20 protein-coding genes are annotated in these 25,765 nt (G+C 67.2%); 13 read left to right on the top strand and 7 right to left on the bottom strand.

Annotated elements, in window-relative coordinates:
* Positions 1–98 precede the first annotated feature (98 nt).
* Positions 99–1,823, top strand: coding sequence for a CTP synthase (locus TFC3_RS20490; protein WP_067507150.1), 1,725 nt, complete (start codon positions 99–101; stop codon positions 1,821–1,823).
* The gene (locus TFC3_RS20485) at positions 1,820–2,419 is read left to right on the top strand and encodes an NUDIX hydrolase (RefSeq protein ID WP_067502339.1); all 600 of its coding nucleotides are present in this window, start codon (positions 1,820–1,822) and stop codon (positions 2,417–2,419) included. The genes TFC3_RS20490 and TFC3_RS20485 overlap by 4 nt, the downstream gene beginning before the upstream one ends.
* 266 nt (positions 2,420–2,685) lie before the next feature.
* On the opposite strand, the gene TFC3_RS20480 is transcribed toward TFC3_RS20485, so the two are convergent.
* Positions 2,686–4,080 (bottom strand): MATE family efflux transporter, encoded by a 1,395-nt coding sequence (locus TFC3_RS20480; RefSeq protein WP_082772195.1) that lies wholly within the window; start codon positions 4,078–4,080, stop codon positions 2,686–2,688.
* Positions 4,081–4,200: 120 nt separating this feature from the next.
* Between TFC3_RS20480 and TFC3_RS36065 the strand changes: the two genes are divergently transcribed.
* The 5 genes from TFC3_RS36065 (at position 4,201) to TFC3_RS20465 (ending at position 7,558) form a co-directional block, all read left to right on the top strand.
* Positions 4,201–4,518, top strand: a complete 318-nt coding sequence (locus TFC3_RS36065; protein WP_153040317.1) for a hypothetical protein — start codon at positions 4,201–4,203, stop codon at positions 4,516–4,518.
* Positions 4,519–4,579: 61 nt separating this feature from the next.
* The gene (locus tag TFC3_RS20475) at positions 4,580–6,076 is read left to right on the top strand and encodes a GGDEF domain-containing protein (RefSeq protein ID WP_236718232.1); all 1,497 of its coding nucleotides are present in this window, start codon (positions 4,580–4,582) and stop codon (positions 6,074–6,076) included.
* A gap of 246 nt (positions 6,077–6,322) precedes the next feature.
* A complete protein-coding gene (locus tag TFC3_RS40045) occupies positions 6,323–6,457 on the top strand; it encodes a hypothetical protein (RefSeq protein WP_255363782.1) in 135 nt (44 codons plus the stop codon).
* Positions 6,458–6,483: 26 nt separating this feature from the next.
* Positions 6,484–7,155: an AraC family transcriptional regulator gene (locus TFC3_RS20470; RefSeq protein ID WP_236718231.1), complete on the top strand. Its 672-nt coding sequence runs from the start codon at positions 6,484–6,486 to the stop codon at positions 7,153–7,155.
* The gene (locus TFC3_RS20465; protein ID WP_067502336.1) at positions 7,148–7,558 is read left to right on the top strand and encodes a VOC family protein; all 411 of its coding nucleotides are present in this window, start codon (positions 7,148–7,150) and stop codon (positions 7,556–7,558) included. The genes TFC3_RS20470 and TFC3_RS20465 overlap by 8 nt, the downstream gene beginning before the upstream one ends.
* 34 nt (positions 7,559–7,592) lie before the next feature.
* Here TFC3_RS20465 and TFC3_RS20460 read toward each other — a convergent pair whose 3' ends face one another.
* Entirely contained in the window at positions 7,593–9,389 is a 1,797-nt protein-coding gene (locus tag TFC3_RS20460; protein ID WP_067502334.1) for a peroxidase family protein, read from the bottom strand.
* A 334-nt stretch (positions 9,390–9,723) separates the two neighbouring features.
* Here TFC3_RS20460 and TFC3_RS20455 point away from each other — a divergent pair, with 334 nt between their 5' ends.
* A complete protein-coding gene (locus TFC3_RS20455) occupies positions 9,724–10,563 on the top strand; it encodes a CAP domain-containing protein (protein WP_067502332.1) in 840 nt (279 codons plus the stop codon).
* 66 nt (positions 10,564–10,629) lie between these two features.
* On the opposite strand, the gene rox is transcribed toward TFC3_RS20455, so the two are convergent.
* Positions 10,630–12,063: a rifampin monooxygenase gene (rox, locus tag TFC3_RS20450; RefSeq protein ID WP_067502330.1), complete on the bottom strand. Its 1,434-nt coding sequence runs from the start codon at positions 12,061–12,063 to the stop codon at positions 10,630–10,632.
* Between the two features lie 757 nt (positions 12,064–12,820).
* Between rox and TFC3_RS38790 the strand changes: the two genes are divergently transcribed.
* The 3 genes from TFC3_RS38790 to TFC3_RS38160 all read left to right on the top strand — a co-directional run bounded on the left by TFC3_RS38790 (position 12,821) and on the right by TFC3_RS38160 (position 21,133).
* Entirely contained in the window at positions 12,821–16,024 is a 3,204-nt protein-coding gene (locus TFC3_RS38790; protein ID WP_201787193.1) for a DUF6531 domain-containing protein, read from the top strand.
* Positions 15,942–19,862: an RHS repeat-associated core domain-containing protein gene (locus TFC3_RS20440; protein WP_067502317.1), complete on the top strand. Its 3,921-nt coding sequence runs from the start codon at positions 15,942–15,944 to the stop codon at positions 19,860–19,862. The genes TFC3_RS38790 and TFC3_RS20440 overlap by 83 nt, the downstream gene beginning before the upstream one ends.
* A 1,115-nt stretch (positions 19,863–20,977) precedes the next feature.
* A complete protein-coding gene (locus tag TFC3_RS38160) occupies positions 20,978–21,133 on the top strand; it encodes a hypothetical protein (RefSeq protein WP_161952646.1) in 156 nt (51 codons plus the stop codon).
* A gap of 46 nt (positions 21,134–21,179) precedes the next feature.
* Here TFC3_RS38160 and TFC3_RS20435 read toward each other — a convergent pair whose 3' ends face one another.
* A complete protein-coding gene (locus tag TFC3_RS20435) occupies positions 21,180–22,637 on the bottom strand; it encodes an MFS transporter (protein ID WP_067502314.1) in 1,458 nt (485 codons plus the stop codon).
* Between the two features lie 52 nt (positions 22,638–22,689).
* Here TFC3_RS20435 and TFC3_RS20430 point away from each other — a divergent pair, with 52 nt between their 5' ends.
* Positions 22,690–23,265 carry a TetR/AcrR family transcriptional regulator gene (locus TFC3_RS20430; protein WP_067502312.1) on the top strand — a complete coding sequence of 192 codons (576 nt, stop codon included), beginning with the start codon at positions 22,690–22,692 and terminating at the stop codon, positions 23,263–23,265.
* 83 nt (positions 23,266–23,348) lie between these two features.
* Here TFC3_RS20430 and TFC3_RS20425 read toward each other — a convergent pair whose 3' ends face one another.
* From TFC3_RS20425 to TFC3_RS20415, 3 genes are read right to left on the bottom strand one after another with little or no spacing between them, the layout of a single operon-like run.
* Complete coding sequence (locus TFC3_RS20425) at positions 23,349–23,789, bottom strand: MarR family winged helix-turn-helix transcriptional regulator (RefSeq protein WP_067502309.1); 441 nt, start codon at positions 23,787–23,789, stop codon at positions 23,349–23,351.
* Between the two features lie 10 nt (positions 23,790–23,799).
* Positions 23,800–24,036, bottom strand: a complete 237-nt coding sequence (locus TFC3_RS20420; protein ID WP_067502306.1) for a helix-turn-helix domain-containing protein — start codon at positions 24,034–24,036, stop codon at positions 23,800–23,802.
* 30 nt (positions 24,037–24,066) lie between these two features.
* The gene (locus TFC3_RS20415; RefSeq protein WP_067502303.1) at positions 24,067–24,501 is read right to left on the bottom strand and encodes an RDD family protein; all 435 of its coding nucleotides are present in this window, start codon (positions 24,499–24,501) and stop codon (positions 24,067–24,069) included.
* 125 nt (positions 24,502–24,626) lie between these two features.
* Between TFC3_RS20415 and ald the strand changes: the two genes are divergently transcribed.
* Positions 24,627–25,742 (top strand): alanine dehydrogenase, encoded by a 1,116-nt coding sequence (ald, locus tag TFC3_RS20410; protein WP_067507144.1) that lies wholly within the window; start codon positions 24,627–24,629, stop codon positions 25,740–25,742.
* Positions 25,743–25,765 lie beyond the last annotated feature (23 nt).

Raw genomic sequence — 25,765 nt, 5'->3', positions numbered from 1 at the left:
GGCGAGGGTGTTACTGTGAAATCCCGTGGATGGCGTGATCGTTTCTTGATCCGCGCCGGTCTGCAAGACCGAACTTGACCGACCCACGGGAGCAGGCCTTGGCACCAACAGTGCGCGAGACGCGGCACATCTTCGTCACCGGGGGCGTCGCCTCCTCGCTGGGCAAGGGCCTCACCGCCTCCAGCCTCGGCAATTTGCTGACCGCACGCGGACTGCGGGTCGTCATGCAGAAACTGGACCCCTACCTCAACGTCGACCCCGGCACCATGAACCCGTTCCAGCACGGCGAGGTGTTCGTCACCGAGGACGGCGCGGAAACCGACCTCGACGTCGGGCACTACGAGCGCTTCCTGGACCGGGCGCTCTCGGCGAAGGCGAACGTCACGACCGGGCAGATCTACTCGGCCGTCATCGCCAAGGAGCGCCGCGGCGAATACCTCGGCGACACCGTGCAGGTCATCCCGCACGTCACCAATGAGATCAAGGAGCGCATCTTCGCGATGGCCGCTCCCGACGAGAGCGGCCGCGTGCCCGACGTCGTGATCACCGAGGTGGGCGGCACGGTGGGTGACATGGAGTCGCTGCCGTTCCTGGAAGCGATCCGGCAGGTACGCCACGAGATCGGCCGCGACCACGTGTTCTACCTGCACGTGTCGCTGGTGCCCTACCTGGCGCCGTCGGGTGAGCAGAAGACCAAGCCCACCCAGCACTCGGTCGCCACGCTGCGCAACATCGGTATCCAGCCCGACGCGCTGGTCTGTCGCAGCGACCGGGAGATCCCGGACAAGCTCAAGCACAAGCTGTCGCTGTACTGCGACGTCGACCGTGAGGCCGTGGTGGCCTGCCCGGACGCGCCCAGCATCTACGACATTCCCAAGGTGCTGCACCGTGAGGGCCTCGACGCGTACGTGGTGCGCCGGCTCGGCCTGTCGTTCCGCGACGTCGACTGGACCACCTGGGACGACCTGCTCGAGCGGGTGCACCACCCGCGCCGCACGATTACGGTCGCGCTGGTCGGCAAGTACGTCGACCTGCCGGATGCCTACCTGTCGGTCAGCGAGGCCATCCGCGCGGCCGGGTTCGCCAACGTGGCCAAGGTTCAGCTGCGCTGGGTGCCATCCGACGACTGCGACACCATGGCCGGTGCGGCAGCCGCGCTCAAGGGCGTGGACGGCATCGTCATCCCCGGCGGCTTCGGCATCCGCGGCATCGAGGGCAAAATCAACACGTCCCGGTACGCCCGCGAGAACGGCATCCCGATTCTGGGCCTGTGCCTGGGTCTGCAGTGCATGACGATCGACGCGGCGCGCAACCTGGCCGGGCTCGAGAACGCCAACTCGCTGGAATTCGACGAGCAGGCGCCGCACCCGGTGATCTCGACGATGGCTGACCAGGAGGACATCGTCGCCGGTAAGGGCGACCTCGGCGGCACCATGCGGCTGGGGGCCTACCCGGCCGCGCTGACCCCCGGTTCGATCGTGGCCGAGGCGTACGAGAGCACCGAGATCTCCGAGCGGCACCGCCACCGCTACGAGGTCAACAACTCCTACCGCGACAAGCTGGCAAAGGCCGGCCTGCGCTTTTCCGGCACGTCCCCGGACGGTCACCTGGTCGAGTTCATCGAGCTCGACCGCGAGACCCACCCGTTCTTCGTGGCCACCCAGGCCCACCCGGAGCTCAAGAGCCGCCCCACCCGGGCGCACCCGCTGTTCACCGCGTTCGTCAAGGCCGCGGTGACCTACGCGGCCGCCGACGAGCTGCCGGTCGAAGTCGAGCCGTCGGCCGAGCCGGACACCGCCAAGACCCCGGTTGTGGCGTCATGACAGCCTTCCAGCACGAGACCCGATCCCGTACGCAGAAGTACGCCGGCCCGGTCTTCACGGTGTTCACCGACGAAATCACCATGTCGGACGGCTCGATGGCGCACCGCGACGTGGTGGAGAACAAGAACGCGGTCGGCGTGGTGGCCCTCGACGAGGTCGGCCGGGTAGCCCTGATCAAGCAGTACCGGCACCCCGTCGGCAAGACCCTGTGGGAACTCCCGGCTGGCCTGCTGGACGTGGCCGGCGAGGAACCGCTGACCGCGGCATCGCGCGAACTGGGCGAGGAGGCCGACCTGATCGCGGCCCGCTTCGACCTGCTCGTGGACCTGCACACCTCCCCGGGCTTCAGCGCGGAAACCATCCGCATCTTCCTGGCCCGCGACCTGTCGGCGGTGCCGGAAGAGTCGCGCCACAGCCGCCAGGAAGAGGAAGCCGACATCGAGCTGGCCTGGGTCGAGCTCGACGAGGCGGTAGCGATGATCCTGCGCGGCGACATCACCAACGCCGCAGCGGTGGGCGGGCTGTTGGCGGCGGCCCGGGCCCGCGAGGACGGCTGGGCAACCCTGCGCCCGACGAACACCCCGACGCTGTACTGAGTGACGCGAAACGGCGGGAGCGGGGGTGCTCTCGCCGTTTCGCTACGGCAGGAAGATCACCAGCAGGAACGTGTACGCGCCGAAAATCTGCGTCGTCCCGGACGCTTCGGCTGCGCAGCTCGACCTGCCGGTAATCGGAGCGGTGCGCCGAGCAGCCGCCCTCCCGAGCCGGCGCCGGATCGGCCTGTTTCGGCGCTGGTTCGTACCGGCGTCACAGGTTCTGCCAGGGTCCAGCATTGCGCTACCGGCGGGTGGCTCGCCAAGAGTCACACGGTCTCGAGGATTTGCTCGGCCCGTTGCGGGCTGCCTTCGGCCAGGCCGCGGTCGATGGCGCCGCGGGAGGTCAACCAGAGGATCAGGCCGAGCAGGAACACGCTGACCTCGGTGACGGTCAGCGCCCAGATGATGCCGGGCAGGCCGAACCACAGGTTGCCCAGCAGTACGACCGGGATGAACAGGACACCCTGCGCCGTCGACATCACGGTGGCCGGCAGGGAGCGGCCGGTGGCCTGGAACAGCGAGGTGAGCAGGCCGGTGAAGCCGTTGGCGAGCATGGCGGTGAGCTGGGCGGCGAGGATGGTGACGCCGATCGTCAGGATCGAGGGGTCGGTGGAGAACGTGGTCAGCGCCTGCTCGCGGAAGATCAGCAGCGCGGCCGCGAAGGTCAGGCCGACGCTGCCAACGGTGATCGCGGAGACGCGCAGGGCCGAGGTGAGGCGCTGGCGGTCGCCTTTGCCGTACGCGTAAGCCAAGAGCGGTAGAACGCCGAGCGTGACGCCCATGATGAGGAACTCGGGCACCTGGGCGATGCGCACCGCGACCCCCATGGCGGCAAGCGGGCCGTCGCCGTAGTGGGCGGCGAGGTTGTTGAGCACCAGGGCGGTGACGATCAGGAACGCCGCCTGGAACAGCTGGCCGGCGCCGACGCCGAGAACGGGCTTGACGACCGCTGCGCGCAGGGTGAACCAGCGCGGGGCGAGGCTCATGTGCTCGCTGGTGCGGTGCAGCCAGATGGCCCAGTAGCCGATGCTGATGAGGTTGGCCAGTCCGATCGAGGCGGCTGCGCCGGCGACGCCCCAGTGCAGGCCGAGGATGAACAGCACGTCGAAGACCAGGTTGGCGATGGTGGAGATGATCAGGCCGGTCATGGCTTGGCGGGCGGCGCCCTCGGAGCGGATGAGCTGTTCGAGGCAGAACGCGGCGGCCAGCACGGGGACGAAGGCCAGCATGACGGCGGCGTAGGAGCGGGTGGCGCCTGCCGCGGCGGCGTCGGCGCCGAGCAGGGCCACGAGGGGGTGCAGCAGGGCCAGGCCGGTGCCGCCGGCGATGGCGCCGGCGATGACCGAGCCCCAGAGGGCGAACGCCGAGACGTGTTTGATCTCGCGGGCCTGGGCGGGGTCGTGTTCGGCGGCGCCGAGCAGCCGGGAGATCAGGGCTCCGACGCCGACGCCGAACACGCCGCCGAAGGCCATGACCAGGCCGAGCAGGGGAGTGCCGAAGGTGATGGCGGCCAGCAGGGTGGTGTCGTGCAGCGAGCCGATGAAGCCGGCGTTGATGACGTTGTAGATCGCGCTGACCACCATCGCGGCGGCCATCGGCACGCACAGGTGGACGAGGGCGCGGGCGATGGGCGCGGTGGAGAGATACCAGCGGTTGTTCATGTTTAGAAGCCTGAACGTTAGGTCTCTAACTGTCAAGCCTCGAACGAAATATGTGCAGGAGTCGGGGAGGTTCGGTGTGCGTGAGGGCCTGCCGGGCCGGCCGCTGTCACCATGATCGACATGGATCTCATTGTGGGACTGACGACCTTCTTCACGCTGGGCAGCGGCGTGCTGACGTACGTGATCGCCCGGCGTGACGTGCGCCGCCGCGCTGCGGTGGCCGTTGCTGTCACCACCGCGCTGCTGGTGGGTCTGGGGTTCTTGTTCACCGTGTATCTCGCCGTCGTGGCCTACCTCGGCGCCGTGGTGGTCTGGCTGGTTGCCCGCCGTGTCCTGCCGAGCCGCCGGATGGCGCTGCTGGCCGGGGCGGGCGCTCTGGGGGTGGCGCTGACCGGCGCTGTGGTGGTGATGGGCTACGCACTCAGCAACATGAATTGACCTCAGATCCGGCGTCCCGCTGCTGATCGGCGGGGCTATGGAGAACGGGGACAGACGCCGGGTGCGCTCGGCACTGACCCACGCCCGCCTCGCCGGGCTGATCGTGGCGTTCGCGGCGATCGGGTTCGCGGTGAACCTGGTGACGCCGGTGGTGCCGTCGCTGCTGCTGTGGCTCCCCACCGCGGCCAGCGGCGTGGTGCTGACCCTTGCGCTGGTGCACACCGCCCGCTCGGGCGCTCTGGCCAAACCGACCCGGCAGTTCTGGCTGCGCTTGAGTGTCGGCGCGGCGGGTGCAACCTTCGGGCTGATGACGCAGGGATACGACGTCTGGCGCCATCCGGACGTACCGGGAAGCCATGTCACGCCCTTGATGGTGGTCGGCGCCGGTCTCGCTCAGCTCTTCATCGTCTTCGCCATGCTCGGGCTGCCAACCAGCGACGGGCGCCCCGGTGACACGCTGCGGCTGCTGCTGGATGCCGGCACCGTCATGCTCGCGGTCGGGGTGTTCCTGTGGCACTTCCAGACCCGGCACCTCCTCGACGGCGGCGGATCCGGGCTGATCGGCTCGCTGCTGCTGACCGCCACCGGCGTGGTAGCGGTGTTCGCCGTGATGAAAGTGATCGTGGTCGGCGACCGCTACGTCGACCGTAAAGCGTTGCGGCTGCTCGCCTTCGGGGTGCTGGTCGGCACGCTCGCGCCCTCGGTGCAGCCCTACCTGCAGACCGGGCACCCGGGAGTCTTCGCCACGATGGTGGGCAACCCGGCCTGTTTTTTCGTCGCCACGCTCGCCGCCCAGCAGCAGTACCGGGCCGGGCGTAGCGGCCTGCGCGCCGGGGAGCCGCGCCGGCCGTTCAGCGTGCTGCCGTACGCGGCGGTCGTCGCCGTGCAGGGCCTGCTGCTCTGGTCGGCGTTCCACTCCGGGCTCTCCGATGACCTGCTGGTCGTCGTGGTCGCGGTGCTGGTGACCGTGCTGGTCACGGCGCGGCAGGTGACCGCGCTGATCGAGAACGGCCGGCTGGTGCACCGGCTGGACCACAGTGCCTCCCACGACCCGCTGACCGGGCTGGCCAACCGCAGCCTGATGCAGCGCCGGCTGACCGAGCTGCTGCAGGAGCAGTGTGAGCTGCCGGTGGCCATCGCGCTGCTCGACCTCGACGGCTTCAAGCAGGTCAACGACACGCTGGGTCACGGCACCGGCGACCGGCTGCTGGTGGCGGTGGCCCGGCGGCTCGCCGAGTCGGTGCGCGAAGGGGACGTGGTGGCCCGCCTCGGCGGTGACGAGTTCGTGGTGATCATGGCCGACGCGACGGCGGACACGGCCGACGCGGTGGTGCGCCGGATGATCGACGTGCTGACCGAGCCGGTGCAGGTCGGCGAGCACACCCTGCCGCTGGGGGCCAGCATCGGCATCGCCGCGGCCGGTAACGGCATCGACGCCGGTGAGCTGCTGCGCCTCGCCGACATCGCGATGTACGCGGCCAAGGAGCTGCCGGGCAGCGCGCACGTGCACTACCGCGACGACCTGGACTCCTCCCGTACGGTGCCAGTGCCCGCCTGAGCTGCGCTGCTCAGAACGGGGCCCGGATGGAGGCGGCTGCGTCGCCGGGGCGAGGCTTGGCAGGGTGCTGCGGTCCCATTGAAGGTCGCCTGGGCGCCGGGCATCAGGAACAGGGCAGCCGCCAGCACCACCACGAGGGCGCCGGCCAGCGCCAGGCGCGGGCCGGGGACGTGGCGGAACACGCTTTTCCTATTGGCCGGCTCCCACCGGTACCGAAGAACTCCGCGCAGGTGTGACTATGAAAACGTGGTCGTCAACGAGTACGTGCAGAGCAGCCCCGCCGCGCGGCTGCGCCCGTACGTGGCGTTCTACTCCGGCTACCACCAGGCCGGCGTCGCCCCGGCCACGCATCGGGGCTGCCCTCGCCGTACCTCACGCTGATCTTCACCCTCGACCAGCCGCTGACCGTGGCCGGGCACCCCGACCCGCGCCAGCAGCCCGGCAGCTACCCGGCGCTGCTCGGCGGCCTGCACCTGCGCCCCGCGCTGATCACCCACGACGGCCACCAAGCCGGCGTGCAGGTCGCGATCCGCGCGCTCGGCTGCCGCGCCCTGTTCGGTCTGCCCGCCGCCGAACTGCACGCCCTGGACGTACCGGCCGCCGACGTGCTCGGGGAGGCCACGGTCGCCGAGGTCCGCGACCGACTGGCCACGGCGCCGGACTGGCCGCAGCGGTTCGCGATGCTCGACGAGGTGCTGTCCCGGCGCCTGCACGAACCGGCCGGGCCGCAGATCACCCACGCGTGCCGGCGGCTGCTGCGCGGGGATGTGCCGGTGGCGACCGTGGCCGGCGAGATCGGCTGGAGCGGGCGCTACCTGACCGACCGGTTCCGCGCCGAGGTCGGGTTGCGCCCCAAACAGGCTGCCCGGGTGGCCCGCTTCGACCGGGCCCGCCGCGCCCTGAGTTCCCCGTCCCGGCCGGCCGGCATCGCCGCGGATTTCCACTTCGCCGACCAGTCCCACCTGGTCCGCGAATTCCGATCCCTGGCGGGGTGCACGCCGTCGCAGTGGCTCGCCGAGGAGTTCGGTTTTGTCCAATACAGCCCCGCCCTGACGGCGCACGATGAGCGGTATGACTGATCCGAACACCCCGCCACCGCAGGTGTGGCCCACGCTGCGCGCCAATGACGCCCACGCTCTGATCCGCTTCCTGGTCGACGCCTTCGGCTTCACCGAAACCGCCGTGTACGCCACCGGCGACCGAGTCGACCACGCCCAGCTCAACTGGCCCCTGGGCGGCGGCATCATGCTCGGCTCGGCCAGCCGCGGGCCGGACGACGCGTGGGCGCTGCGCCCGGGCTCCTTCGGCTGCTACGTGGTGGCCGACGACATCGCAGCCCTGCACGACCGAGCGGTCAAAGCCGGAGCCGAAATCCTCAAACCACCGCACCACACGGACTACGGCTCCCACGACTTCGCCGCCAAGGACCCCGAAGGAAACCTCTGGTCATTCGGTACGTACAGAGGTGCGCCAACGCCCTGAGCGCCCGGCAGCCCATCAGGGACGATGCGGTCGCTCAGCCGTGGGCACCGGTGCTTCGCCACGGCTGGAAGGCGTTTGTCACCTTGGCCATGGCCGGCCGCAGTTCCGGGTGGTGGCGCAGCAGGACCGACACCATCGTGTTGTCGTCGATCCACTTCAGGCCTTCGCTGGTGTAGATCTCCGGCTGGTAGTAGTCGGTGAAGAAGCGGTCGCTGTTGAGGCGGCGGGAGGCCATCAGGATGAAGATGCGGAACGCGGTGTCGCTGAAAGCAAACCCGGCCGGTAGCCGTTCGGCGAACATGCCCACGGTGACGTCGACCTTCTCGATGTCACCGTCGTAGGCCTGGCGGATCTGCTCGGCCCATTCCTTGTTGTCCGTCAGGTCCTCAAACGTGGCGGCCGGTTCCAGATGAAGCTGCCGGCGGAACTCGTTGTAGCGCGGCACCCCCAGCTCGCGCGAACGCAGCAGGTCGGTGGCGGCCAGGTCTTGCAGGTTGCCGTCGGGGCGTTCGTACTCCTGCAGGAACTTGGGGAAGTTGTGCAAGGTGACCAGGCCGGGCGGGAGCGTACCGAAGCTGTACAGCAGATCCTCGGTCCTGATCTCGCTGAGCAGCTTGGTGCCGGACGGGCCGGCCAGATCGCGGAACGAGGCCTCGCGCAGGCTCTGGTTGTTGGCGGCCGCGCGCAGGTGCCAGTCGTCGCGGATCAGCGGGTGCATGCGGTAGACGGCGACGAACTCCTCGGTGAGCGCGTACGGGACGCCGAAGTGATCGGTTTTGCTGCCGGGAATGCCGCTGACGACCTCGCTGGACGAGACCCGGCCGAACAGTTTGTGCACGCGCTCGCCGGCCAGGCCGAACCAGTTGGCGCGCATGCCGGCGACGGTGGTCGGGTTGCTGATGACCGCCGGGGTCCATTCGACCGTGTGGATTTTGGCGATCAGGGCGGCGGTGATGAGCCGGGCGCGCTGGAACAGTTCCTCGTCGGTCCAGGCGGGGTAGCGGCGGTGCAGCATGTCGCAGATGGCGTTGTGCTCGGCGGCGAACAGCCTTTGCATCAGGGCCAGGCCGAGCCAGAAGCCGGGTGTGGTGTCGGATTCGGGGGGCAGGTCGAGGTTGAGCTTGCCGGCGGTGCCGGTGCGCAGGGCCTGCTGGCCGGCCGGGCTGGTGCCGTAGATCTGCGACGCGTCCCACCAGTGGGAGTTGACGTTGATGGTGGTCGGCGGCAACTCGGTGTCCGGGCCGGGGGCGCGGGTGGGATCTGTGGGCGTACGCATGATGGTCATGGGCTTTTGCGGCCACGGATCGTCCTCGGTCAGCGGGACCACCCACGGGTCTTCGGCCGGGCTGGTGCCATGGCTGAACCAGTCCCGGATCATGAACTGCAGCCACGCGCCGACCAGCGAGTTCACCGAGTTGGCGGGAATGAACTCGGTGCGGGTCAGCAGCGCCCGGCTGATCTCGCGCGGGTTGGGCGTCAGCACGCCGGCCTGCGCCGGACGCACCACGTCGTCGAGCGGCACGTTGCGCCCGAACCGGGAGCCGGCCATGCCCATCCGCGGGTTGGCCAGATCGTTGTAGGTGCCGTCGCTGGAACGGTTGATCCGGTGGTGCTCGGCAGGCGCCTCGACCGGGGGCAGGTTCACCGCGGGCAGGTGCGTGGTGTCGTGCAGATTTCTCTCGCGCAACCGGGTACGCAGGCCGATCAGCTCGGCCAGCCCGAGCACGGTCGGCAGCCGATCCCAGCCGACGCGGCGATCGACGTACTCGGTGACGGCGACGAAGATGTCGGCCAGCAGCCGGGTGGGTTTGCGCGGTTCTACTTCGGACATGTGAGTCACCCCTTGATAGCGCGCAGAGAAAGCAGTATGGGACGCGCGGCGGGGCAGGGTGTGCGAGGTGACGCCTTGGCGACAGCGCGTATCAGCAGCCGACGTGAGAACCGGCAACCCTCACGTCGTCGTGGGTGGGCACGCCACATATTGAGGACCAAGCATGTGGGGGTGCAAAAGGGAAGCCCGTCTTAGTCGACCTTTAATTGTTCTTTAGAGATTGGAAGTCCACGCGGCCGAACCTGCATAGTCGACGCGCGCCGGAAATCGGCGTCCGTCTCCGCTCCGGGGCGGCCACGCGGGCCCCACCGCCCGCTGATCGACAGGACCACCTGTGCCCACGCGTCACCGCAAGCCGAGCTCCAAGCGGAACCGGATCATCATCCTCGCTACCTGCACGCTCGGCGTTCTCGGCGCCGGGGTGGGCGTGGCTTCCGCGCAGACCAACCACTTCCGCCCGCACCGGCCGCAGGCGGTCAAGCACGTCACCCCGTCGCTCGGCCCGGCGACCAGCTTCGCCGACCACCGCGGCCACCGGCCCTGGCCCAAGCCCACCACCGCGAAGCCGACCAAGCCGACCACCGCGCCGACCACGGCCGCCCCCACGACGACGCCGCCGGCCACCACGCCGACCAAGCCGCCGGCCACGCAGCCGACGGCGACCACCCCGCCGGCCACGCGTCCGACCACGGCGCCGCCCCCGCCGGCCACCACGGCTCCGACCACGCCGCCGGTGACCACGCCGCCGTCGGGCAACGCCGTGCTGGACCAGGTGCTCGCGCACATCAACGCCGCGCGGGTCAGCAACGGGCTGCAGCCGTACACGTTGGATGCGAAGCTCTCGAACGCCTCCGCCGCGCACAACGGGCTGATGGTGGCTGGCTGCGGTCTGTCGCACCGCTGCCCCGGCGAGGCTGACCTGGGCGATCGCTTCAGCGCAGCGGGTGTGTCGTGGAGTTCGGCCGGCGAGAACATCGGGCAGGGCAACGCGGCCAACAACGACGCGTCGATCATCTCGAACGCCAACGGGCTGACCGACCTCATGCTGGCCGAGGTCGCGCCGAACGACGGTCACAAGAAGAACCTGCTCAGCAGCGGCTTCAAGCGGATCGGCCTGGCCGTGACCCGCGGCTCCGACGGCCGTATCTGGGTGACCCAGGACTTCGTGAACTGATTCTTGCCGGCGAGAACCCGTTGACCGGTGGCCGCGGTGCCACTGTCAACGGGTTCTCGCTGTTTATCAGGCTGCGCTGCCTCTTTCGTTTCCGAACCACCGCGGCAGAACCGTGAGCAATTCCGCCTGATCCTCACCGGCCCACGCGACATGCCCATCCGGTCGCAGCAGCACCGCGGGCACGTCCAATTCCTCGCTCACCTCCACCACGTGGTCGACGCGGTCCGCCCAACCCGCCACCGACAGCCGCCCGGTCTGATCCAGCAACAGTCCCCGGCCTCCGTGCAGCAATTCATAAAGCCGGCCCCGCTTCAACGGTACGTCCCGAAGCCGGCGACCCACCAAGGCGTGACCCGCGCCGAGGTCGTACCGGATATGAATGGCCATGATCCGCTCGGTCAGATAGCGGCTGACGTTGTCGAACTCCATCAGTTCCGAAATCAGCCGGCGCACCGCCTGCGGTCCCGGTTCGGTCGACATCAACTCCATCTGCGCGCGGGAGAAATCGAGCACCCCGGCGCCCACCGGATGCCGCTCGATCTCGTAGCTGTCCAGCAACTCGCCCGGCGCCCACCCGTTGATCTGCGCGGCCAGCTTCCAGCCCAGGTTGACCGCATCCTGCACACCAAGATTGAGGCCCTGCCCACCAACCGGCGGATGAATGTGCGCAGCGTCCCCGGCCAGGAACACCCGGCCCACCCGATACCGCTCGGCCTGGCGCGTGGCATTGCCGAACCGCGACAACCACCGCGGCGAATGCGCCCCGAAATCGGTGCCCCCGGTGGCTCGCAGCGCCTGCTTGAACTCCTCGAACGTCGGCGCCGCCCGGTCCTCGGCCACCCCTTCCGCCGGTACGACAACCCGGTACACGCCCTCGCCGATAGGCCCGGCGCCGTACCGCTTCTGCGTCTTACGGACCTCCTCAGTCACCGCTGTGACAGTCTCCGGATCAGCGGCCAATTCCATTTCACCAAGTAAGGTGTCCATCGTGGAGGCCTCACCCGGAAACCCAACCCCGAGCAGCTTGCGCACCATGCTGCGCCCGCCATCGCAACCCACCAGGTAGCGGGCCTCCAACGCGGAGCCGTCGGCCAGCTGGACGGTCACCGCGTCACCGTCCTGCTTGAGGGCGGTCAACGCGCTGCCCCGGCGGATCTCAGCGCCCAGCTCGGCGGCGTGCTCGGCCAGCAACCGATCGATAACGGTCTGCGGAATGCCCAGCGCGTACGGGTGCGTGGTGTCGAGCCGCTCCGGCATGGGCTTGGGAATGGCCGCGAAGAATCCACCGAGCGGATGCTTCTGCCCCAGCGCCACAAAGCGATCGAGCAGCCCCCGCTGATCCATAACTTCGATACTGCGCGCGTGCAATCCCATGGCCCGGACGAAGGCCGGCGGCTCAGCATCCTTCTCCAGAACAACAACCCGAACCCCGTGCAGCCGCAATTCCGCGGCCAGCATCATCCCGGTCGGACCCCCGCCGGCAACAATGACATCAATCATGAATCCCCCCGAGACTAAGCGATTGCAGGGGAGAGTTTGTGCCATCACGGGGGGCTTGCGGCAAGTCCCCCCATGCGATATACGTTAGAAGTGGCAGGGAGATGTTTCTCCTCTGCCATTCTTGTTTTCGGGCCCCGACCGGCGGCGGACGAGTCGGCTCAGGGTCGGTCGGCTTTGGTCATCTCTGCTCGGGTCTTCGGGGTTCGGGCAACTGCGCCCAGCCGCTTGCGGAGTCGAGCGATTCGGGCGGCTGCGGCTGCGGGCCCAACGAACGTGACCTCGTTGAGGATGCCGTTCTTTTCCATGCCTCAGGCTGGGCGCTGATCGCGGCAGCAGTCTCCCGCATTTCCGGCCTTGGCTTGCAGGCGTTACGGGACTGAGGCCGGGGAGCATCTGGCAAGTGTTGCCGGTAGGGCCGTGCGAACCAGTCCAGTCATCGCGAATGCGCGGCCGAACTGCGGGAGGCCTCCGGATCGGGGCGGGGTTGGCGGGGACTTAGAGGCTGTGTCGCTGATCGAAAGGCCCGACTTCAAGGCATCGGATGGCAAACTTAGAGTGAGAAAATCGTCACATTGAGTTGGGTATTTTTGTACTGTTTTCCATGATGTCCTATGTGTATATTTTCCTTATTGGTAGGATTTCATGGATTTCCGCAGCCGCCATATTCAGCTTTCTCTCAGATTGATGATCGGCTATACCTTCTCATGCTGAGCGGGGGCTTGCAGGTGCCCTTGCGTGTACGGGGGCGAGGTTCGCCGTGACTGTTGGACCGAATTTGACTCTCTCCAAGACCCATTGGGCACGGCGATTAATTTCTTTGCTGGCCGGTGTGCTGGTGTTTGTGATCGTGATGTCCGGGCTGCAGGCGCCCGCATGGTCTTCCCCGGCGGCGTTAGGCCCGGAAGCCGGGACGCAGCCGTATCTGTCGGTCGATGAGCGGGCCTTGGATGGAGCGACGGTCAACTCGCCGTTCATGGCGACGCTGCAGAAGGCAGACGCGATCACCGGGGCGGTGACGTGGCTGCTGGATGACCACTATGTGGGGAAGAGTGCGGCGGCGCCGTACACGTGGTCGGTGTCCACGACCGATGGTGCGCACAAGCTGAAGGCGCGGTGGACAGACATTGATTGGGTAGTGTCGGATTTCACCGTTGTGCCGCAGGGGTGGACGCCGCCGAAGCAGGTGTATGAGGAGCCCGGCCCGGCGCTCAAAAGCCTGTGGGTGACTGCTGATAACCGCCGGGTGCCGGTGTCCGGCTTGTACGACTGGTCGAAGGCGGGCTTCGGTGGCGGCACGATCCTGCCGACCGATGCCAATGTCCGCTCAGAGGCGGCGTGCCGGATCAGTGCCGATGATCTGCGTACGAAGTTCGGGGTGAAGCCGAACGACGGGGCGGACGACACCAGCGGCTTGCAAGCTGCGGTCGACCAAGTCAAGGCGCAGTGCTCGCCGACGGGCGATTACACCAAAGAAAGCCGGATCCTACTGCCGGCCGGCACGCTGAACGTCAGTCACGAACTCCACCTGGACGCCGATTACCTCATCCTGCGGGGCGTCGGCTCGGACCCGGCAAGCGGTACGCACCTGGTGTACGCGCCGGATGCGAACACCCGCTACGACAAGATCACCAAGGACGGGTCTCGCTGGGACGAAGATGCGATGACCGCCGGCGAGGCGACCGGTGGCTGGCTATGGCCGGGCCAGGGCCTGTTCCGGGTACAAAGCCGTGCGGTGGCGACGAAGTACGCCGAGGCGTATGCCTCGGCACCGGCGAATCGCAAGGACTTGTTCGAGGGCACGGTCAACGACCACTGGACCAACGGACTGACCCTGCGGGGCATGCCGGGCGATGCCAAGTACGCGGCGCACAAGGGTGATAAGACGGTCTACCTGGCTGCGACCTCGTCGTTCGACAACCTCAAGGTCGGCGGCCTGGTCAACGTGATGGCCGCGAACTCGCAAAAGTTCTATGACTCGATGAAGGCGACGCCGACCGACTACGACCTGGAAAACCTGCACATGCGTCAGCAGGTTTTCATGGTCACCTCCGGGGATCCGCTGAACGCGACGATCACGCTGGACAAGCCGCTCGAGTACGACTTGCCGCTGGACTCGACGTCCGACGGCTCTGCACCGATCAACGGGGAAGTGTTCCCCTCGAAGGTGGCCCCGCTGGTTGATGCGGTCGTCGGCGTCGGTATCGAGAACCTGTCATTCACTCAGGCTGAGCCGGACCTGGACAAGAACGAGGCGAAGAACAACTACGGCAACATGGACCCGGCCGGCGCGATGAACGGCATCGTGTTCAAGTGGGCCGCGAACTCGTGGGTCAAGGGTGTGCGCACCGAGATGACCGGCTCGCACCCGATCGTCACCGAGGTCGCCTCGAACCTGTCCATCGTCGACAACAACCTCGACGGGTCATGGAACAAGGGCAAGGGCGGCAACGGCTACTTCCGCGGCTCGCGCGTCTGGGACTCTGTCTACGCCGGCAACACAACCCGCAACTTGCGGCACTTCACGTTCCAGTGGTCCTCCGCCGGCAATGTCGCGATCGGCAACAGCTTCGACTCCGACCTGAACCTGCACGGCGGGTATGAGCGCAACAACCTGTTCGAGCTCAACGAAGTCTCGGTGCCGTACGCGCACCGCTCGGCGAACTGTTCGACCAACTGCGGCGACGAGGGCGGATCGGCACCCGACGATTCCGACTGGTACCCGATCTGGTGGGCGGCCGGGAAGAAGGCCGTCAAGTGGTCCGGCTCATCCGGCCCGAACAACGTCTTCTTCGACAACCATCTGCGCAAGCAGCTGACCAACGACACCACCGCGTACACCGACTACGGTCCGTACGGCACTGAGCGGCACACCATCTTCCGCTTCGGCAGCGACGCCAACGGCGATTTCCACCATCTCGACCAGAACGGCAGCCCCATTGTCGACTGGGCCGGCAATGAAACCGGCGACTTCACCGGCGGACACGGCGTCAATGACGCCGGGAAGAACAGCGGCCGATCGCTGTTCCTGAAGTCGGTAAGTCTGTCCGGCTACGGCGGCCCGCACCCGCAGCCGCTGCGACGTACCTGGGGCTGCTCCTGCTGGGACGGCCGCGGCATGGTCAACACCCGGCTCGCCGCCGACCCGGTCAATACCGCCACCGGCGCGCTGATGGAGCAGTTCACCGACACCTCCATCGCTGGCCCCGGCACTCCGCTCACCTTCGGCCGTACCTATAACAGCCTTGACCCTGCCGTCGGCGCGTTCGGTCCGGGCTGGACGTTCGCGTTCAACGCCTCCATCGCCAAGCAGAGCGACGGCACCGTCCTGGCCCGCGACACCACCGGCGGCATCACCCAGTACCGGCACAACAGCGACGGCAGCTGGACCGCGGCCGACCCGGGCGTCACCGCCCGCTTGAGTGATCGCAGCGGCGGCGGCTGGGCGCTGACCAACCTGGCCGGCGACCGGATGAGCTTCGACAGCGACGGCAAGCTGCTCACCGACGTTGACCAGTTCGGTCACGGCGTCACCGCCACCTACAGCGGCGCGCATCTGACCACACTGACCGACACTCTCGGTCAAACCCTCACGCTGACCTGGTCCGGGGATCGCATCACCAAGGTCGCCGGCTCCGATGGGCGTTCGGTCAGCTACGGCTACACCAGCACCGCAGGGCAGTCCCGACTGACCTCGGTCACCGGCATCGACGCCAAGACCACCACCTACAGCTACGACAACGCGACCGGCATGCTGAACGGGATCACCGACCCGCTCGGCAACACCCTGGCCCGCACCACCTACGACCCCACCAGCAAGCGGGTCGTCAGCCAGACCGACGCCACCGGCGCAGTGTGGAAATTCGCTTGGGACTCGGCGAATGAAAACCGCGACCATCACCGATCCCACCGGCAAGTCGTCACAAGACGTCTATCAGGGCAACGTCCTGGTCTCGCAGATTGATGCGGACGGGCGCTCCAGCGACGTCTACTACGACGCGAACAACCAAGTCATCGCCGCGAACAGCCCCGGGCAGCAGCTCAGCCGCATGGAGTACGACGCCCGCGGCAACCTGACCAAGCAGACCGACCCGGCCGGCATCGACGATGCCAACCCGCCGTCGCAAAGCTGGACCTACGACGGCAACCGGGTCACCAGCCACACCGATCAGCTGGGCAACACCACTCGCTACGCCTACGACGCCAAGGGGCAACTGAGCACCACCACCTACCCCGACGGCAGCACCGAAACCCAGACGTACACCGACCTGGGACAGATCAAGACCAGCACCGATCAGCTCGGGCGCATCACCCGCTACGAATACAACAGTCACGGCGACCTGGTCACGCTGACCAGCCCCGGTGGCTCCGTCACGACCTATACCTACGACGGTGCCCACAACAAGCTCACCGAGACCGACCCGCGTGGCAACGTCGCGGGAGCGGATCAGGCCACCCACGACAAGTACACCAGCGTCTGGACCTACGACGCCTTCGACCGCATCCTGACCGCCACCGACGGGCTCGGGCACACCACCACCAACACCTACGACGCGCTCGGCAACCTGCTGTCATCGACCAACCCGAGCGGCGGCGTCACCACCTACACCTACGACGCGAACGGCAACGTCCTCACCGAGACGGACCCGTACAACCACGTCACCACCCACATCTACGACGCCGCCGGACGCGAAACCACCACCGTCGGCCCGGACGGCGCCAAGACCACGTCCACGTACGACGAACTCGGGCAACTGGTCACCGAGACGGGTCCGGCCGGTAACGTCACCGGCGCGAGTGCCGAGACCGTACGCCGTAACACGGCGCTCTACGACTATGACGCGGCCGGTCGGCAGACCAGTGTCCGCGTTGTCGACCCGCAACATCCTGACCGGTACCTGGCCACGACGACGACCTACGACACCCGCGGCAACGCGGTCGCCGTCACCAACCCGGGTGGTGCCGTCACTCGCTCCACCTACGACGTCGCCGGTCGACCGGTGATCACCACCGACCCCACCGGTGTCGCCTCCACCACCAGCTACGACGCACTGGGCCGGCAGAAAACCACCAACAGCGGTGGCATCACCGCCAGCTACACCTACGACGCGGCCGGGCAGCTCACCAAGACCACCACCGGCGGCGGGGCGACCACGACGTACGGCTACGACGCCGACGGCAACCCCACGAGCATGATCGACCCGAACGGCAACAGCACCGCCACGGCCTACGACCCGGCCGGGAATGTCACCGGCGTGACCGACCAGCTCGGGCGCACCGTCAAGACGTTCTACGACGCCGCGAACCAGGTCACCAAGGTTCAGGACCCGGCCAACCAGGCCACCAGCTACGGACACGACTCGTCCGGGCACGTCAACAAGGTCACCACCGCCACCGGTGCGGTCACCCAATACGCCTACGACAAAGCCGGGCAACTGAAGACCGTCACCACCCCGCTCGGCAACGCCTACAACTACACCTACGACAACGCCGGCCGGGTCAAGAACGCCACCACGCCGGAAGGCCGCGTCACCAGCTACACCTACACACCCGACGGCAAACCCCAGACAGTCACCTTGCCTGCGGGCAGCATCGCCTACAGCTACGACACCCTCGGCCGGACCACCAAGGTCGACTACAGCGACACCACGCCCGACATCACCTACTCCTACACCGCGACCGGGCAACCCGATCGGGTCAGCAACGGCACCACCACCGCCGCCTACACCCACGATCCGGCCGGCCGTGTCACCGGCATCAGCCGCAACAACAAAGCCTTCGCCTACACCTGGGACAACGTAGGACGGCTCGCCAAGACCAGCCTGCCGGACGGCCGCACCCAGAGCTACACGTACGGCGACGACTCACGGCTGACCAAAACGACATCGACCAGTGGCTCCACCAGCCGCGACATCAGCTACAGCTACGACCCCGCAGGGCAGCTGACCAGCACCAGCCGCTCCGGCGGACCCACCACCACCCGCGGCTACGACAAGGCGGGGCAACTCACCACCCTGACCCACACTGCCGCCGCGGGCAGCAAGCTGATGGCCCAGACCATCAGCTACAGCAACACCGGCAACCCCACCACGGTCGCCACCCAGCGGGGCGCCACCACGACCACCGCCACCTACACCTACGACAACGCCGGGCAGATCACCGGCATGTGCCTACCTGCCAACGGCACCACCTGCGGCAACGGCGACGCGCAGACCCTTTACGAGTACGACGCCAACGGCAACCGCAGCAAAACCACCACCGGCACGGCCGTCACCACCTCCACGTACGACAAAGACGACCGCCCCATCGGCGAAACCACCGCTGGCAAAACCACCAGCTACACCTACGACGCCAACGGCGCCCTCGCGAAAGAGACCGGGCCCGAAGGCACCCGCACCTACAAATACGGCCTTGACGCCAACCTTTACAGCGCCACCCTTACCGACGGGCGCACCCTCACCTACACCTACGACGAATCCGGCAACCGCACCGCCCGCGCCGTCAACGGCGCTACCGATGCCGCCTGGACCTGGAACACCCTCGGAAGCCTGCCCTCTCTTACCACAGAGACCAATGGCGCCGGCACCACCACCCACCAGTGGATAAGCGACCCGCTCAGCGACCTCGGCGCACCGGAAGCCGACACCACCGGCACCACACCAACCTGGCTGCTCAGCGACTTCCAGGGCAGCGTCACCGACATCACCGCCGGCAACACGCTGAGCGCAAGCGTCACCTTCGACCCCTTCGGCAAGCCTTTGACCGGCGACACGAAGTATCCGGTTGGTTTCCACGGCCAGTACCAGGACCAGGTTTCCGGCCTTTACGACCTGCGAGCACGCGACTACAACCCGGCCAGCGGCCGCTTCACCACCCCCGACCCCGCCAGCGCTGGACCGGGTACCGCGTTCGCCGACACCTACCACTACGGCTACAACCGGCCCACCGTCCTGAACGACCCCAGCGGCCAATGCGCGATTATCTGCACCGCGCTCATCGGCGCAGCAATTGGCGGTGGCGTCGGGCTCGTCAGCTGCGGGATGGACCATTGGAGAAACTGCGGCAAAAAGATCGCCACCGGCGCCGTAGTCGGCGGCGTCATGGGAGCCACCTTCGGCCTGGCTGGCGAAGCCGCAGCTGCCTACGGTGTTGAGGGCGCGGCCGTTGAATTTTTCGCCGGCGGTGCCGCCGGGGTGGTCGGTGGTTACACCCAAGCCACGCTCAACGGCGACAGCTACGGGTGGGGTGATGCCGCCAACGATTTCGGATGGGGAGTCGTCGGCGCTGGAGCCGGACGGCTTATCAGCCCGGTCATCAAGCGGGCTATAGCTGTCCGAGTCGCAAAGGCCAAAGCATGGGTAGCCAAGAATAGTCCGGGGCCTAAGCCTGCCGATCTAGCCGACGTCGCTTGTGCCCCCCAGGGCGGGAAGCTCACCGTTACCGCGAAGAATCCATCCGCTTCTGAACGTGAGGCTGCGCAATATCTTGCGGATCAGGGAAACCAGGTAACACTCCGACCTCCAGTTGGAACGAAGGCAGATGGCGGGACCAGCGACTTAATCGTAAATGGCGTTCGATGGGACGTATATACGCCGAATTCGCGTAACGTTAAAGCCATTCTAAGCAAAACGGCAAAAAAGTTTACTCAGGTTCACGGCGGAGGCGTCATCGTCGACCTGCGATACACGGGACTTTCGGAAGTCGATTTCGGGCCAGATCCACTTAAACGAATTAATGGGTTGATTAAAAGTTGGGGACATAGCGACTTCATTAGTGAAGTTAAGTTCATTAACGGAGCTTGACTCGTGCGTAGTGTCAAGGCGTTGCGGTCCCAGTGGTGGAAGTGATGCCTTTCTGGCTATATCTGAGTGAGATGTAACAGTCAATTATGAGCGGCGGTTGCCTGCACGGCTGCCGCCGCGCCATTTTCAAACTCAGTCGAGCGGAGGGGTGGAAGCGCGGCTGACAGGAGATTTATCATCGATTGAACTTGCAGGAAGAGGTGGTGTGGATCTGAGCGCAGGTATGATACTCAACTGTTGAATCGTGATCTACGGCGGCTGACCGCCTCGCGAGGGCCAGTCCGGGGCGGTGGGTTGTGCGGAGCGCCGTCGGTTTCAGTCGCTGAACGGTCTACGCGCATTAACGAGTTGGTCGCATTCAAGCATGTCGTCAACCGAATCTCACGTCTGCATCTAGTGCACCTAACTAAAGGTTGGCCTCGGCTTACGTCCGCAAACGTTGTCGACCCAGTTCGTGCTCGAATTAGCTATAGGCAATCGCTCACCGGAACGACAACTCCCGTAATAGGAGATCGGACCGGCAGTTGCTGTGGCGACGCGGCAGCCTCGTGGCCGACAGTCCCGGTGCTGATGGGAATACCAAACGGCAAGACGAGGAATCGCCGTATTCGGCGGATCCGACGGGGTCTTATTCAGGGTGCCGATCGCGCACCTCGCGTGCGGCTGTCACCTGCACCGCCTCTTCCGCCCGTCGGTTCGACCCTTGGGTCTCGGGTGCTCCGCAGCACCTGTTGAGGCGACCACAGAATACTATCATCCTCTGACGTGGCATGCCTTTAGAGCCGCTTCGCTCAATCATCTTAAAGGATACTTTATCCCCGAATGGACGTTCCCCCCTAGTTGTCCGTTCGGCCGCGAATGCGTGCATAAATGGTGCAAGGTCTGGTTGGGCTTGCCGATCAGATTGAGCGCAATCGTATGAGGGCAATTACCCAACCAGACCAGCGCTGCGGGGCGCTGCAGAAATCCTTCATGGTCGCGGACCGGCTTCATGCCGTATAAGCCACGTGGACGCCCGCTCGCTATCCCGCGGCATGAAAATACATGGAATTTAATTCTCTCCGGGGCATGGCAGCACATCGCAGATCTGCTATACCCCGCAGCGGGTTGTGAGGATGCTGTTCGAGATCGCTCCCGGCTACTACGCCATGGCCAGCGAAGGATTCGACAAAGCAACCAGCGAGGACGATCCGGGGGTGGCGACAATCCTGTGGAGCCGATCCCGGGCTGTAGCGCTCACCGGCTACGACAGGAAGGCTTCAATGATCTGATCAGCACCGGCTCGATACACCACTGGCAGCATTTTGCTGATAAGCGCTAAACGATGACGGCCTCGGTGGAAGCCTGATCGGACGGGCTTGCGAGGCTCTGACTTGCGCGGCGGCTGCGCAACATCGCCCATCCCACCAGCACCGCCGCCACCACCGTCAGTACCACCCCCGCCACCGTAATCGCCTGCTCGAACTGCGCCGCCTGCCCCGCACTCCACGAAGGCGCCGCGATCGACCCAGCAACCATTGCCGCCAGAATCGTGCCTGTCACCGCGATCCCTGCCCCCGAGGTCACCTCGCTAGCCGTATCAACCAGCGCCGCCCCGATCGTGGTCCGGTTCTCCGGCAGCCCGCGCAGCACGTTGACCCCGGCCACCACCCCGACGACGCGCAGCCCGGCCGCCACCAGCGCCATGGCGAGCGCCACCCACACGTACCCGAAGCGCCCCAGCAGCCCGTAAACAGCCAGCCCGGCCACTACCGCGGAAGCACTCAGCCATGCGGCCCGCTCCAGGCCGGCCCATTCCATGAACGGGCGGACGAAGACGCCGCCGGCCACCAGCACGATGACCTGGGGGAGCATGCCGAGCGCGGCCTGGCCGGGGGTCCAGCCCCAGTCGAGCTGCAGTTGCAGGGTTACCAGGTAGCCGAGGCCCGCGGTGGCCAGCCCGGCGGCCGACTTGTAGGCCAGGCCCGCGGAAACCAGCGGGCGGGCGACGAGCGCGAGGTCGAGCAGCGGGTGGCGGGCCGCTCGTTCCCGTAGCACGAATGCGACAGCGCTGGCCAGCGCGGCGATGGTGACGGTCCAGGGCGCCCAGGAAGCGGTGCCTTCGTTGACGAACAGGGTCGGGGCAACCAGCGCCAGCACGATCGCGGCGGTCCCGAGCAGGGCGCCGGGGAGGTCGAGAGGGTCGCGGTGCAGGCCGGCCGGGTCGTCGCGGGTTATGCCGGCGCGGATGCCGAGGAAGGCGAGCGCGGCGATCGGGACGTTGACCAGCAGCAGGACCTGCCAGGGGGCGATGGCGAGGACGAAGCCACCGGTGGTGGGGCCGATGGCGAGTCCGAGCAGGCCGACGGTGGAGATCAGGGTGGTGGCGCGTACGCGCAGGGTGTCGTCGTCGAACAGGCGGAAGGCCAGCGCCATGGAGCCGGGGGCGGTCATGGCGGCGGCGATGCCCATGACTGCTCGTACGGCGATGAGTTGCCCGGCGGTCTCGACGAAGGCGGTGGCGAGGCTTGCCAGGCCCAGCAGGACCAGGCCGATGAGCATGATCCGGCGGCGGCCGAAGCGGTCGGCGATGGCGCCGAACGCGAGCATCAGGCCGCCGAAGACGACGGCGTACGCGCCGGTGGCCCACTGCAGCGCGACGGTGGAGGCGTGCAGGTCGCGGCCGATGGAGGGCAGGGCAACGTTGAGGATCGAGTTGTCGAGCATCTCGACGAGGAAGACCGCGGACAGGCCGGTCAGGGCCAGCCAGGCGGCGCGAAGGGAGGTCGGTGCCATGCACACACGGTAACGCTAACGGTTAGGGTTTTGCAACGGGTAGGATGCGGGGGTGAGTGCTGAGCAGGTGGGGCGCCGGGAACGCAAGAAGGCGGCGACGCGGCAGGCCATCGCCAACACGGCGCTGGGCCTCTTTCTGGAGCGTGGCTATGACGCGGTGGGCATCCGTGAGGTGGCGCAGGCCGCCGACGTGGCGGTGACCACGGTGTTCGCGCACTTCGCGTCGAAGGAGGCATTGGTCTTCGACCGGGATCAGGGGTTTCAGGATCGGGTGGTCCGCGCGGTAACCGACCGTGATGCGGGCACGACGGCTCCAGAGGCGCTGCGCGAGGAACTGCACGCGATCGTGCGCGACTTCATCGTTTCCAACGCCACGCCGTTCTGGCGGTTGGTGGCCAGTTCACCCGATCTGCAGGAGTACGAATCCAAGATGTGGCTGCGGCACGCCGACGCCCTGGCCGTAGCCGTCGCGGCCGATCGGGGCCGGCCCGCGGTGAGTCCGGCGGATCAGGCGCTGGCTCGCTTCGTCTTGGGAGTGTTTCCACTGGCCCGCGATTCCGCCGACCCGCAGGCCGCGGTCGACGAGATCATGAACCTGATCGCGGCCGCCTGGGAAGTGGCCGGCTGACTCGCGTGCTCAGAGCCCGATGACGAGACCGGCGGCAGCGGCACCCGCAGGTTGGCCCATAGCGGATCGAAGCGGTGGCGGGGTTACGACCGGGTGGGCTGCGGGAGCGAAGCGGTCATCTTCTGCAGCAGCGCGTGCAAGGTCGCGCGCTCGTCCTCGGTGAGTGGCGTGAGCAGCTTCTCGTCGGTGGCGGCTATGGCGGCCTCGAAACCGGCGATGAGCTCGGCGCCCGCCGGGGTGGCGAAGACGCGTTTGCTGCGCTCGTTGCCCGGCTCGATGCGGCGTTCGACCAGGCCACGGCGGTCGAGGCCCTGAAGCAAGCTGGAGACGCTGGCTGCGCTGGTGCGGGTGACGTCGGCGAGGTCGCGCTGGATGGCACCGGGGTTCTGCACCAGATAACCCAGGGCGAACGCCTGCTCGAAGCTCAGTTCGCGTTCGCGTACCCAATCCTCGCCGGCCTTGCGCTGCGCCCAGCCGACCCAGCGCATCAGGTCCAGCGTGCCGGTCAGCCTCGGTGCGTCCATGGTGAGAACGCTAACCGTCAGGGTCCTGACCGCCAACCGTCAGGTGGTCCTCGGCCCAGCGCGCCAGCTCGGTCAGCGCCGGTCGCAGCGCGGCGCCGTGGTCGGTGAGCTCGTAACGTACCCGTATCGGGCGGCCGTCGAGCACCGTGCGGGTGACCAGCTTGAGGTCGGCCAGTTCGACGAGGCGTTCGTTGAGGATCCGGTCGCTGATGCCGGGGATGGCGCGCTTGAGGTCGCTGAAAAACACCTGGCTCGAAGGCGACCCGAACCCGCCGGCTTAGGCGCGTACGACCAGGGTCTTGGCAGCCATGTCGCCCAGGCGGCGCCGGCGGTCCGAGTTCACCACGATGATCAGCGCCAGCAGGTAGCCGAAAAATCCGTCGATGAGGCGCAGCAGGGTGCGCACCAGGCCGGAGACGAACCCCGGACGGCCGCCGTCCTCGCCGATCACCCGGATGCCGGTCGCCAACTTGCCGGCCGTGCGGCCGAAGAAGCCTTCGAGAACGATGTAGTAGAGCAGCACGATGACGGCGGTCACCAGGCTGCCGTCGAAGGACAGCTCGGTCAAGGCGCTGCCGTCGGTGGGCACGTCGATGTGGAAAATTTTGCCGACCGCACCGAGCAGCAGACTGAGCACGACGCCGTCGATGATCGTGGCGACGACGCGCCGGCCGGTCACGCGGGTGTTCAACGCGGGCTGGTGGTAACTCACCGGCTCATCGTAGGCGCGGTGATCAAGGACCTGTGCCGTCCAAGCAGTGGGACGGTAGTGTGCGGGGCAGCCCCACATCGGGTAGGAGCCATCGACGTCTCTCCCTGGAAAGGACGGTGTCGGCTGTGCAGGTCGGCATTCCGAGCGAAGTCAAGAACAACGAGTTCCGGGTGGCGATCACGCCCGCCGGGGTCTACGAGTTCACCCGCGCCGGTCATGACGTGTACGTGCAAGCCGGCGCCGGTGCCGGGTCCTCGATCAGCGACGAGGATTACGCGGCCGCTGGCGCCACCATCGCGGCCGGCGCCGATGAGGTGTGGGGCGCAGCCGAGCTCGTGCTCAAGGTCAAGGAGCCCGTCGCCGAGGAATACTCCCGGATGCGCGAGGGCCAGGTGCTCTTCACCTATCTGCACCTCGCGGCGTCCAAGGAGTGCACCGACGCGCTGCTGGACCGCAAGGTCACCGGCATCGCCTACGAGACCGTGGAGTTGCCGGACCGCTCGCTGCCGCTGCTGGCGCCGATGTCCGAGGTCGCCGGGCGGCTGGCGCCGCAGGTCGGGGCGTACCACCTGATGCGCTCCGGCGGTGGCCGCGGCGTACTCATGGGCGGCGTCCCCGGGGTCTACCAGGCGAAAGTCGTGGTGATCGGCGCCGGGGTGTCGGGCATGAACGCGGCAGCGATCGCGCTGGGCATGCAGGCCGAGGTGCTGGTGCTGGACAAGAACATCGCCCGGCTGCGCGCCGCCGACGCCGACTACCGGGGGCACCTGCAGACCATCGCGTCCAACGCGTACGAGATCGAGAAGGCCGTGATCGACGCCGACCTGGTGATCGGTGCGGTGCTGGTGCCCGGCGCGAAGGCCCCGAACCTGATCTCCAACGAGCTGGTGTCGCGGATGAAGCCGGGCAGCGTGCTCGTCGACATCGCCATCGACCAGGGGGGCTGTTTCGAGGACTCGCGGCCCACCACGCACGCCGACCCGGTCTACCCGGTGCACCGGTCGATGTTCTACTGCGTGGCCAACATGCCCGGCGCGGTGCCGCACACCAGCACGTACGCGCTGACCAACGTGACCCTGCCGTATGCCCTGGAGCTGGCCAACCTCGGCTGGCGCGAGGCGATCAAGGCCGACCCGGCGCTGGCCCTGGGCTTGAACACCCACGCCGGTCAGGTCACCTACGGGCCGGTCGCCGAGGCGCACGGCATGCGGGCGGTGCCGCTGGCCGAGGTGCTGAACTGAGCACACCGGATCTGCAACGGGCG

This window comes from Actinoplanes sp. TFC3, assembly GCF_001553785.1.
Taxonomy (GTDB): domain Bacteria; phylum Actinomycetota; class Actinomycetes; order Mycobacteriales; family Micromonosporaceae; genus Actinoplanes.
The sequence above is the reverse complement of the archived record's forward strand: the minus strand, read 5'-3'. Positions and strand labels throughout refer to the sequence as shown.